The 10,747-nt window shown below is 57.8% G+C and carries 9 protein-coding genes; 3 read left to right on the plus strand and 6 right to left on the minus strand.

Features of this window, described 5'->3' with window-relative positions; genetic code table 11:
* Positions 1 to 59: 59 nt before the first annotated feature.
* Both gcvP and ACOTX2_RS12285 read left to right on the plus strand, forming a co-directional pair.
* On the plus strand, positions 60 to 2,933 hold the full coding sequence (gene gcvP, locus ACOTX2_RS12280) for an aminomethyl-transferring glycine dehydrogenase (RefSeq protein ID WP_045308801.1): 2,874 nt from the start codon (positions 60 to 62) through the stop codon (positions 2,931 to 2,933).
* Between the two features lie 70 nt (positions 2,934 to 3,003).
* The gene (locus tag ACOTX2_RS12285) at positions 3,004 to 3,747 is read left to right on the plus strand and encodes an SDR family oxidoreductase (RefSeq protein ID WP_100148847.1); all 744 of its coding nucleotides are present in this window, start codon (positions 3,004 to 3,006) and stop codon (positions 3,745 to 3,747) included.
* A gap of 2 nt (positions 3,748 to 3,749) precedes the next feature.
* On the opposite strand, the gene ACOTX2_RS12290 is transcribed toward ACOTX2_RS12285, so the two are convergent.
* The 6 genes from ACOTX2_RS12290 to ACOTX2_RS12315 all read right to left on the minus strand — a co-directional run bounded on the left by ACOTX2_RS12290 (position 3,750) and on the right by ACOTX2_RS12315 (position 9,667).
* The gene (locus ACOTX2_RS12290; protein ID WP_032626112.1) at positions 3,750 to 4,250 is read right to left on the minus strand and encodes a protein disulfide oxidoreductase; all 501 of its coding nucleotides are present in this window, start codon (positions 4,248 to 4,250) and stop codon (positions 3,750 to 3,752) included.
* Positions 4,240 to 4,842 (minus strand): DsbA family protein, encoded by a 603-nt coding sequence (locus ACOTX2_RS12295; RefSeq protein WP_045623005.1) that lies wholly within the window; start codon positions 4,840 to 4,842, stop codon positions 4,240 to 4,242. Before ACOTX2_RS12295 ends, ACOTX2_RS12290 begins: the two co-directional genes overlap by 11 nt.
* 1 nt (position 4,843) lies before the next feature.
* The gene (locus ACOTX2_RS12300) at positions 4,844 to 6,853 is read right to left on the minus strand and encodes a protein-disulfide reductase DsbD family protein (protein WP_063147413.1); all 2,010 of its coding nucleotides are present in this window, start codon (positions 6,851 to 6,853) and stop codon (positions 4,844 to 4,846) included.
* Positions 6,854 to 6,901: 48 nt separating this feature from the next.
* The gene (locus ACOTX2_RS12305; RefSeq protein WP_063147414.1) at positions 6,902 to 7,261 is read right to left on the minus strand and encodes a hypothetical protein; all 360 of its coding nucleotides are present in this window, start codon (positions 7,259 to 7,261) and stop codon (positions 6,902 to 6,904) included.
* A 124-nt stretch (positions 7,262 to 7,385) separates the two neighbouring features.
* Complete coding sequence (bglA, locus tag ACOTX2_RS12310) at positions 7,386 to 8,819, minus strand: 6-phospho-beta-glucosidase BglA (RefSeq protein ID WP_022649309.1); 1,434 nt, start codon at positions 8,817 to 8,819, stop codon at positions 7,386 to 7,388.
* A 116-nt stretch (positions 8,820 to 8,935) separates the two neighbouring features.
* Entirely contained in the window at positions 8,936 to 9,667 is a 732-nt protein-coding gene (locus ACOTX2_RS12315) for a MurR/RpiR family transcriptional regulator (RefSeq protein ID WP_022649308.1), read from the minus strand.
* A 266-nt stretch (positions 9,668 to 9,933) separates the two neighbouring features.
* On the opposite strand from ACOTX2_RS12315, the gene trhA reads away from it, so the two are divergent.
* Positions 9,934 to 10,593 (plus strand): PAQR family membrane homeostasis protein TrhA, encoded by a 660-nt coding sequence (gene trhA, locus ACOTX2_RS12320; RefSeq protein ID WP_022649307.1) that lies wholly within the window; start codon positions 9,934 to 9,936, stop codon positions 10,591 to 10,593.
* Positions 10,594 to 10,747 lie beyond the last annotated feature (154 nt).

Here is a 10,747-nt window from a genome sequence, read left to right on the forward strand (position 1 = left end):
ACCGGGCAACAGCGTTACAGATAATTACGATTCACTGCACGTTTCAGGAACCATCGCTCATGACACAGACTTTAAGCCAGCTTGAAAACCGTGGCGCCTTCATTGAACGTCACATTGGGCCGGATGCTCAGCAACAGCAGGAGATGCTGAAGACAGTTGGCGCGGATTCATTAAACGCACTGATCGGCCAGATCGTGCCAAAAGACATCCAGCTTGCCACACCGCCGCAGGTAGGCGAGTCCACGACGGAGTTCGCCGCGCTGGCGGAGCTGAAGGCCATCGCCGGCCTTAACAAGCGCTATAAGTCTTACATCGGCATGGGCTACACCAACGTGCAATTACCGCCGGTGATCCTGCGTAATATGCTGGAAAATCCGGGCTGGTACACCGCTTACACCCCGTATCAGCCAGAAGTCTCCCAGGGCCGTCTGGAAGCGCTGCTGAACTTCCAGCAGGTGACGCTGGATCTGACCGGTATGGATATCGCCTCTGCCTCGCTGCTGGATGAAGCCACTGCCGCCGCTGAAGCGATGGCGATGGCGAAGCGCGTGAGCAAGCTGAAAAACGCCAACCGCTTCTTCGTCGCGGCGGACGTGCATCCCCAGACGCTGGACGTGGTGCGCACCCGTGCGGAAACCTTCGGCTTTGAGGTGATTGTCGACGACGCTGACAAAGTGCTGGATCACCAGGACGTCTTCGGCGTGCTGTTACAGCAGGTGGGCACCACCGGGGAAGTGCATGATTACAGCGCGCTGATCGCCGAGCTCAAATCCCGTAAGGTTATTGTTAGCGTCGCCGCTGATTTTATGGCGCTGGTGCTGCTGACGGCGCCAGGTAAACAGGGCGCGGATATTGTCTTCGGCTCAGCGCAACGCTTCGGCGTGCCGATGGGCTACGGCGGCCCGCACGCGGCGTTCTTTGGCGCGAAAGATGAATTTAAACGTTCCATGCCAGGCCGTATTATCGGCGTATCGAAAGATGCCGCCGGTAACACCGCGCTGCGCATGGCGATGCAGACCCGCGAGCAGCATATCCGCCGCGAGAAAGCGAACTCCAACATCTGTACCTCGCAGGTGCTGCTGGCTAACATTGCCAGCTTATACGCGGTGTTCCACGGTCCGGCAGGTCTGAAACGCATTGCCAGCCGCATCCACCGTCTGGCCGATATCCTGGCCTGCGGTCTGCAACAGAAAGGTCTCAGACTGCGTCATGAGCACTACTTCGACACCCTGTGCGTCGAGGTGGCAGACAAAGCGGCCGTGCTGGCGCGCGCCGAGGCAGCACAAATCAACCTGCGCAGCGACATTCACAATGCGGTCGGCATTACGCTGGACGAAAGCACCACCCGTGACGATATCCTGACCCTGTTCAACGTATTGCTGGGTGACGCACAGGGTCTGGACGTTGATACGCTCGACAAAGAGGTTGCGCTCGACAGCCGCTCCATTCAGGAAAGCATGCTGCGCGACGACGCGATCCTGACTCACCCGGTGTTCAACCGCTATCACAGCGAAACCGAGATGATGCGTTACATGCACTCTCTGGAACGTAAAGATCTGGCGCTGAACCAGGCGATGATCCCGCTGGGCTCCTGCACCATGAAGCTGAACGCCGCGGCTGAGATGATCCCAATCACCTGGCCTGAATTCTCCGAGCTGCACCCGTTCTGCCCGGCTGAGCAGGCGGAAGGTTATCACATGATGATCAACCAGCTCTCCGACTGGCTGGTGAAGCTGACCGGGTACGACGCGCTCTGCATGCAGCCGAACTCCGGTGCGCAGGGTGAATACGCCGGTCTGCTGGCGATCCGTCACTATCACGAAAGCCGCAACGAAGGCCACCGCGATATCTGTCTGATCCCAAGCTCTGCCCACGGCACCAACCCGGCCTCTGCCCAGATGGCAGGGATGGAAGTGGTGGTCGTGGCGTGCGACAAAAACGGCAACATCGATCTGGCCGACCTGCGCGCGAAAGCCGAGCAGGCAGGCGACAAACTCTCCTGCATCATGGTGACCTACCCGTCCACCCACGGCGTGTACGAAGAAACGATCCGTGAAGTGTGTGAAGTGGTGCATCAGTTCGGCGGCCAGGTTTACCTCGACGGCGCGAACATGAACGCCCAGGTGGGCATTACCTCTCCGGGCTTTATTGGCGCGGACGTGTCGCACCTCAACCTGCATAAAACGTTCTGCATTCCGCACGGCGGCGGCGGCCCGGGCATGGGCCCAATCGGCGTCAAAGCGCACCTGGCACCGTTTGTGCCAGGCCATAGCGTGGTGCAGATTGAAGGCATGCTGACCCGTCAGGGCGCGGTCTCCGCGGCACCGTTCGGCAGCGCCTCTATCCTGCCAATCAGCTGGATGTACATCCGCATGATGGGCGCGGAAGGGCTCAAGCAGGCCAGCCAGGTGGCGATCCTCAACGCCAACTACATCGCAACACGTCTGAAAGACGCCTATCCGGTGCTCTACACCGGCCGCGATGGTCGCGTGGCGCACGAATGCATCCTCGATATTCGTCCTCTGAAAGAAGAGACGGGCATCAGCGAGCTGGATATTGCCAAGCGTCTGATCGACTACGGCTTCCACGCGCCAACCATGTCCTTCCCGGTTGCAGGAACGCTGATGGTTGAGCCGACCGAGTCTGAAAGCAAGGTGGAGCTGGATCGCTTTATCGACGCGATGCTGGCGATCCGCAGCGAAATCGACCGCGTGAAAGGCGGGGAATGGACGCTGGAAGATAACCCGCTGGTCAACGCGCCGCATACCCAGAACGAACTGGTGGCAGAGTGGAACCACGGTTATACCCGCGAGCTGGCTGTCTTCCCGGCAGGTGTAGCAAACAAATACTGGCCAACCGTGAAACGTCTTGATGATGTTTACGGCGACCGTAACCTGTTCTGCTCCTGCGTACCGATGAGCGAATACCAGTAACGTTGTTCCTGTAGTAACGTAGGCCGGGTAAGGCGAAGCCGCCACCCGGCTTTTTTATTGGGAGAAAAGAATGGCAATTGCATTGGTCACCGGCGCCAGCCGGGGTATTGGTAAAGCCACCGCGCTACAGCTGGCAAGCGAAGGCTACACCGTTGCGGTGAATTTTCATCACAACATCAAAGCCGCGACAGAGGTCATTAATCAGATCGTGGACGCGGGCGGTAAGGCCTTTGCCGTGCGCGCGGATATCAGCGATGAATCGCAGGTGATGGCGATGTTCGACAGCATCGATCGCGAAGGTGAGCCGCTCGCCGCGCTGGTGAACAACGCCGGGATTTTGTTTGAACAATCCTCCATCGAAAACCTCTCAGCTGAACGTATTAACCGCGTGCTGTCCACCAACGTCACTGGCTATTTTCTCTGCTGCCGTGAGGCGGTGAAGCGCATGTCGCATAAACACGGCGGCAAGGGCGGCGCGATTGTGAATGTCTCCTCGGCGGCCTCACGACTGGGCGCACCGGGGGAGTATGTGGATTATGCTGCCTCCAAAGGGGCCGTGGATTCCCTGACAACCGGCCTCGCGCTGGAGGTGGCGGCGCAGGGCATTCGCGTTAACTGCGTGCGGCCAGGCCTGATTTATACCGATATTCACGCCTCCGGCGGCGAGCCGGGGCGTGTGGATCGGGTGAAGTCGATGTTACCGATGCAGCGTGGCGGTCAGCCGAAGGAGGTCGCCCAGGCCATTACCTGGCTGCTGAGCGACAAAGCCTCCTATGTCACCGGTAGCTTCCTGGAGCTGGCTGGCGGGAAGTAACGCTACGACGCCAGCCACAGCCGCAGGCGCATTCCCCAGCCGCTGGTCCAGCCGGTGGTGATCGACTTCACTTCACCGTGAGAGATCACCACAAGCGTTGGCGTCACCTGAACGTCCCACTGACGCGCCAGTTCTCCGCTGGCGTCGTTGACCGTGGGCATCATCGCCTTCTTCTTTCTCATCCATGTTTCGAGCGTCGCGTTATCGCCCGAGCGCAGCGCAACCGACATCACGTTACCCCCGTCCGCGGCAATCGCCGCCACCGACGGCGTGGTGTAGCGGCAGACGCCGCACCATGTCGCCCAGACGTAGACCAGCAGCGGTCGCTCCTTACTCATGGCGATAAGATCGACGGGCTGACCATCGAGGGTGTGCAGTGCCGTCGCGGAGAAATTCTGCGGCAGCGCGGGCTGGCGGAAATAGTCCACCGCCAGGCTCACGGCTACGCCAATCAGCAGCCACACGGCCAGCTCGCGCAGCAGGCGCGGAAGCTTACTTGCCACGGGCGTTTGCCAGCTGTTCTTTGACCAGCCCCTCCAGATCGTCATACGGGATTGCGCCCGCCACCATCTGGTCACCGATGATGGTCGCCGGGGTGCCCTGAATATTCAGCACCTGCGCCAGGATCAGGTTCATCTTTACGCTGTCCATAGTTTTATCATCGGTTTTAATGCTGTCCGTCCCGGTCTTCACCTGCGCGGCGGCGATGCTGGCGTCATCGTGATAGCCCTTTTTCATCATCAGCCGCTGGTGTAGTGCCCAGAATTGATCCGGCGCCTGCTGCCACGTTGAGAGCGCCGCTTTCGCGGCATTTACCGAGCTTTGCCCCTTGAACGGCAGCAGTTTGATGATGAGCTGCACGTCGGGATTTTCCTGCACGATTTTCTCCAGCATTGGGTCGAACTGCTTGCAATACGGGCAGTTGTAGTCCGTGAAGGAGACGATGGTGAGCTTCGGCGATGTCGCGCCGGTTCGCGGGCTGTTGGGGTCGTTAAACAGCAGTTTTGCCAGCTGGTCGTTGGAAGCGTCATCTGACGGTGCGGCGAAACCGAACGTTGATAACGACAGCAGAAGTAAGGCAACAAAGGCTCTCATGTTATTTTCCTTTTGCATCGGACAGGGTGCTCAGCACCGCTTCGCGGCTTAACAACGCAGGCAGCACGTGGCCCTGCGGTAATCCCGGTCCGTAGATCTGGTTAAACGGCACGGCGGCGCTGCCGCGCGTGGTTAAAAACTGGCTGATGGTATCTGAGGGGCGGCTCCAGTCGCCGCGCAGGGCGACAACGTCCGGGGCGGAGAGCGCATCCTGCACGTCGTCGCGCAGCAGAACGTTGTATTTATTGGCTTTACAGGTCACGCACCAGTCGGCGGTCACGTCGACGAACACCCGTTTGTTCTCCGCCAGCGCGCGGGCAATGGCCTGCTCGCTGAGCGGCTGCCAGTGAATACGATCGCGGCGGGAGCCCTCGCCGCCGGAGCCGGAAACAAACGCGACCGCCCCGGCCACCAGTACAGCTAATACCCCGGCGCGCAGTGCCGTTTGCCAGCGGTAGCGCCAGGCGGTGACCAGCAGCAGCGCAAGGATCAGCAGCACGCCCAGCGTAATGACCGGCAGGCTGCCAATGTGCACCGTCAGCAGGCTCAGCAGCCACAGCGATGAGCCGAGCATCATCATCCCCAGCACTACGCGTACAACGTTCATCCAGCGCCCCGGACGCGGCAACCGCTGGGCCAGCCCCGGCCAGGCCGCCACCAGCAGCCACGGCAGGCTCATGCCGATACCCATCGCCAGGAAGATCCCCCACAGCAGGGGAAGCGGTGCCGCCAGCGCGACCGAGACCGCCGTCCCCAGGAACGGCGCGGTGCAGGGTGTCGCCAGCAGCGTGGCAAACGCGCCTTGCCAGAAATGACCCGCAAGCCCGTTGCCGCCGCGCGTGGCGAGGAAGGTGCTGGCGCCGGAAGGGAGACGGATTTCAAACAACCCCAGCAGGCTGGCGCTGAAGAGCACCATTACCAGCGCCATCGCGGCAATAAACCACGGGTTCTGGAACTGGATCCCCCAGCCGAGCGCCTGATTGCCTAAACGTAATACCGTCATCATCAGCGCCAGTGCGAGGAATGAGATCACGATCCCGGCTACCGATGCAAGAAACTGTCGGCGTACCTGACCGCGCGCCTGCCGTTCGGTTTGCATCAGCGTGCCCAGCTTCATGGCCAGCACGGGCAGTACGCAGGGCATGACGTTAAGGATCAGACCGCCAGCAAGCGCCATCAGCAGCACCCAGCCTAACGGGAGCGTCGGCGCGGCGTTCCCCGGCTGAATGCTCAGGCTGGACTCCTGCGCCTGCCCGCTATCGGCCAGAACCAGCGACAGGGTTTTGCCGCTGAGGTTGGGCGCGGCCTCGCCCCAGCTGTCCGTCACGGGCACGGTGGCGACCAGCGAATCACCGCGCACGGTGAGGGCCGGTTTGCCGAAATCAACATCATCCATACCGTCGATAAACAGCGACGGCGCCTGCCAGCCTGCGTCACGCTGCGCCGTTACGGTCAGCTTGCCGGGGGCATAGGTGGCGTTAAGCGTTGAGGTCAACCCGCCGCTGAGGGGAAGGGTGCCCATGGCCCGACTGAAATCGTAATCAAAACTGGCGCCTGCGGATGCGGTCATGTTCAGCGAAAACGGGTAGTCGGTAAGAATACAGACGTTGCTACAGGTGGAGAGCGTCAGCACGCCGCTCAGGATCGTCGGGACGTCGCCCCGCAGAGTGAGGGGAAAGCTGACATCGCCGTGATAGCCCTGCGTGGTGATGCCCGCGACGTCGAAACGCTGCGGCACAGGCCAGCGCCAGATCGCCTCGACGGGCTGATGCCATTTAATCGCGGGTGCGACGCCGCCTTCACCCGGCGAGCGCCAGTAGGTTTTCCAGCCTTTTTGCAGGGCGACGTCCAGCAGCAGGCGGGTTTCGCCAGTGCTTTCAGGTTGCGCACGCAGCCTGACGCTGGCGTGCTGATTATCGGCGGCGCGCAGCCAGCCGCTGTCGGCAGCCTGGCTGAGGGGCAGCCATAGCCAAAGCAGGCAGACCAGCAGTCGCCTGAATACAGTAAACATAAATTTTCTCCGTAAATGATGAATTAACCTGAAGTAACAGGCGAAGGCTCATTCACGGAAGACGCATAATCGCAGATGCACCCTTAACCGGGGCGGGGAGATAACGCGGGGAGGCCACTGCCGTTCGCGGCGCGGTGGACTGGCTGCCAGCAACGCCAGCAGCAGGGTGACGGCAATCAGGGCGCCTTCAAACAAAACAGGCGGGACCGACATCAGCGTCTTGGCGCTTAGCTCACACGGGGTTACCGGTGCGTCGGCACTCTCCTGCCCCTGCTGAACAGACTGGCTCGTGGCGGTGACGTTCATGACAAGCGCGTGCATCCCGGCCATCCGCTGGGCGGTACATATCAGCACCACCAGGCAGGCCAGGGCTACAAGCAGGATAGCGTTGCGTTGTCGCTTAATCATGTTCGCCTCAAATATTCAGGATGCCTATATTATCGGGCGAACATATTTTGGCAATGCAAAAGCTGTAAAGAAGTGTCTGGAAGATAAGCAGTTTGCCCTCTCCGCTTGCAGAGAGGGCAAGCCATTACAGCGTTTCGCCGTTACTGGCAATGACGGTTTTATACCACTCAAAGCTCTTCTTACGGGAGCGGGACATGTCACCGGTGCCGTCGTCGTGCTTGTTGACGTAGATAAAGCCGTAGCGCTTGCTGTACTGGCCGGTGGTGAAGGAGACGCAGTCGATGCAGCCCCACGGGGTGTAGCCCATCAGATCCACACCGTCCCAGGTCACCGCCTTCATCATCTCTTCCACATGGGCGCGCAGGTAGTCGATGCGGTAGTCATCGTTGATGCTGCCGTCCTCTTCCACCTTGTCGTAGGCGCCGAAACCATTTTCCACGATAAACAGTGGCTTCTGGTAGCGCTCGTACAGTTCACACAGCGAATAACGCAGGCCCACAGGGTCAATCTGCCAGCCCCAGTCGGACGCCTTGACGTGTGGGTTCGGCACGCTGCCCTCGAAGCCGGAAATGGCGTCACCGGTGCCGCCTTCCGCTTTGACCGCGTTGGTCATGTAGTAGCTGAAACCTAAGTAATCGCAGGTGCCTTCACGCAGGATCTGCTCGTCGCCTGCTTCCATTTTGATGGAGAAGCCACGGCGTTCCCACTCGTTCAGCACGTAAGACGGGTAGTAGCCGCGCAGCTGTACGTCGGTAAAGACGTAGCGCTCGCGCATGGATTCCTGAGCGAACATCACATCTTCTGGCTTGCAGGAGTACGGATAGAGCGCCACCATCGCCAGCATGCAGCCGACTTTCATCTCCGGGTTAATGCGGCGGGCGGCTTTCACCGCCAACGCGCTGGCCACGAACTGGTGGTGCAGCACCTGGTACATGGTCTCTTCCGGGTTGTCGTGCTCGGTATAGACCACGCCAGAGCAGCAGTAGCCGAACAGCGGCGCACGCCAGTTGCGCTGGTTGTTGATTTCGTTGAAGGTCATCCAGTATTTGACCTTATTTTTGTAGCGCTCAAATACCACTTCCGAGAAGCGTACAAAGAAATCGACTACTTTACGGTTGGTCCATCCGCCGTATTCCTGAACGAGGTGCAGCGGCATTTCAAAGTGGGAGAGGGTAATCACCGGCTCGATGTTGTACTTGAGCAGTTCATCGAACATGTCGTCGTAAAACTTCAGCCCCTCTTCGTTTGGCTGAGTTTCGTCGCCTTTCGGGAAGATGCGCGTCCAGGCGATAGAGGTACGGAAACATTTGAAGCCCATCTCGGCAAACAGCTTGATGTCTTCTTTGTAATGGCCGTAAAAGTCGACGGCTTCGTGGTTCGGGTAATATTTGCCTTCAATCACTTCCTGCGTGATTTCACGCGGAACGCCGTGTGCGCCGCCGGTGAGCACGTCGCAAATGCTTGGCCCTTTGCCGCCTTTGTTCCAGCCGCCTTCAACCTGGTGCGCCGCCACCGCGCCGCCCCATAAAAAATCTTTCGGTAAAGTGAGTTTTTTCATCTTTGCTATTCTCAATTCAGGACTTATTGATTTCGAGTCTAGCAAAGCGGAAATAAATGTCACGATATAACATTTTGCGGAAATTGTAATTTGTCACATCAAAAAAACAGGATGTTTTATTCTGTTAATTTCTTCGCCAGTTTCCGGCCTAATGATTCCAGAATATAGATGACGGGAATTTGGGTGGTTATATCGTAAACGCCGCCTATGCGCGTTTGGGGGACATGCCAGGAGAGATTAAAGTCCGCCAGCTTCGCGAGACGAGAATGTTCGTGGCTGGTGACAGAGAGCACCTTGCAGCGATGCAGGCTGAACTGGCTGGCGAAGCGCAGGATTTCCTCGGTTTCTCCGGAGACGGAAAGTACAATGGCCAGCGCATTTTTAGCCATATCGTTAGTGACCGGGAAATAAGGATCGTCGATATGGTTGCTGAATTTCCCAATATTTGAAAAGAAACGTGCGCCATATTTTGCCAGCGATCCGGACGTGCCTGCGCCAACAAAAATAATTCGTTCAGATGATAAAATAATATCGACGGCTTTATCTAATAACGCATCGAACTCTTCGTTATTTACGCTTTTAAAGAAGCTGATAATTTCACTGGCACCAAAATTCGCCTGCTGCGGCTCGTTCTGCTCCAGATAGAGTTTAAAGCGCACCCGAAATTCCGAGTAGCCTTCGCAGTTGAGCTTTCGGCAGAAGCGCAGGATAGTAGTGGTAGAGACTCCCGCCGCATCCGCCAGCTCGCGGATGGTCATGTACATCACTTTGTCACGGTTCTTAATGACATAGTTGTAGACCATCATTTCCAGATTGTTGAGGCTGGCAATGGCGGAATGGCTGAACATACTCACAATGGCTAAACTCGCTGTCGGACACTATCCCTGAAGCATACCATGATGACGAAGGGTGAGAGACGGATTTATCTCCTTGATTACTCAGGTGTTAATGAAATCATTTACACCTGTGCGGTGGATTTATTTTTCATTATACTGATTTGTAAGGATAAATATTGATTGCGGATTTATTTTAGCTAACAGGTGTTCACTGGAATCATTCTCAGTTAGCATAGACTGGCGATGAATAATCATCTTTTGTTTTCCCGGAGTTAAGTATGGTGAGCAGACCATTAATCGCACAGGGATATTCGCTGGCTGAGGAAGTAGCCAACAGTATAAGCCATGGCATTGGCCTGGTGTTTGGGATTGTCGGCTTAGTATTGCTGTTGGTGCAGGCGGTAGATACCAACGCCAGCGCGATGGCCATTACCAGCTACAGCCTGTATGGCGGGAGTATGATCCTGCTTTTCCTTGCCTCAACGCTGTATCACGCTATTCCGCATCAACGGGCGAAGATATGGCTCAAGAAATTTGACCACTGCGCAATCTATCTTCTCATTGCAGGCACTTACACGCCATTTTTGCTGGTGGGGCTCAACTCACCGCTGTCGCGTGGCCTGATGATTGTAATCTGGAGCCTGGCGCTGCTGGGGATCCTGTTCAAGCTGACCATCGCGCACCGGTTCAAAGTGTTGTCGCTGGTCACCTATCTGACAATGGGCTGGCTGTCGCTGATTGTGGTGTATCAGTTAGCCATTAAGCTGGCGGTGGGGGGCGTGACGCTTCTGGCGGTGGGCGGAGTGATCTACTCGCTGGGAGTGATTTTCTACGTCTGCAAGCGTATCCCGTACAACCATGCCATCTGGCACGGCTTTGTGCTGGGCGGCAGCGTGTGCCACTTTCTGGCAATTTATCTGTATGTTGGTCAGGTGTAGTTTTTTTGTAAGGTGCGGTCTGATGCCCTCACCCCGACCCTCTCCCGGTGGGCTGAGGGTTCCCCACAAATTAATGCGAGCACTGAGCAATCCCCTCGCCCCTCCGGGGAGAGGGTTAGGGTGAGGGGAACATACGGCGGTGGTGGTCATTCCG

Source organism: Enterobacter cloacae complex sp. IR5412 (genome assembly GCF_049237385.1).
In the GTDB taxonomy this organism is placed as follows: domain Bacteria; phylum Pseudomonadota; class Gammaproteobacteria; order Enterobacterales; family Enterobacteriaceae; genus Enterobacter; species Enterobacter intestinihominis.

Excerpts from the sequence above, each read along its gene's own strand:
- gcvP (WP_045308801.1), top strand. The coding sequence starts at position 60 with ATGACACAGACTTTAAGCCAGCTTGAAAACCGTGGCGCCTTCATTGAA.
- ACOTX2_RS12285 (WP_100148847.1), top strand. The coding sequence starts at position 3,004 with ATGGCAATTGCATTGGTCACCGGCGCCAGCCGGGGTATTGGTAAAGCC.
- ACOTX2_RS12295 (WP_045623005.1), bottom strand. The coding sequence starts at position 4,842 with ATGAGAGCCTTTGTTGCCTTACTTCTGCTGTCGTTATCAACGTTCGGT.
- ACOTX2_RS12300 (WP_063147413.1), bottom strand. The coding sequence starts at position 6,853 with ATGTTTACTGTATTCAGGCGACTGCTGGTCTGCCTGCTTTGGCTATGG.
- ACOTX2_RS12305 (WP_063147414.1), bottom strand. The coding sequence starts at position 7,261 with ATGATTAAGCGACAACGCAACGCTATCCTGCTTGTAGCCCTGGCCTGC.
- bglA (WP_022649309.1), bottom strand. The coding sequence starts at position 8,819 with ATGAAAAAACTCACTTTACCGAAAGATTTTTTATGGGGCGGCGCGGTG.
- ACOTX2_RS12315 (WP_022649308.1), bottom strand. The coding sequence starts at position 9,667 with ATGTTCAGCCATTCCGCCATTGCCAGCCTCAACAATCTGGAAATGATG.
- trhA (WP_022649307.1), top strand. The coding sequence starts at position 9,934 with ATGGTGAGCAGACCATTAATCGCACAGGGATATTCGCTGGCTGAGGAA.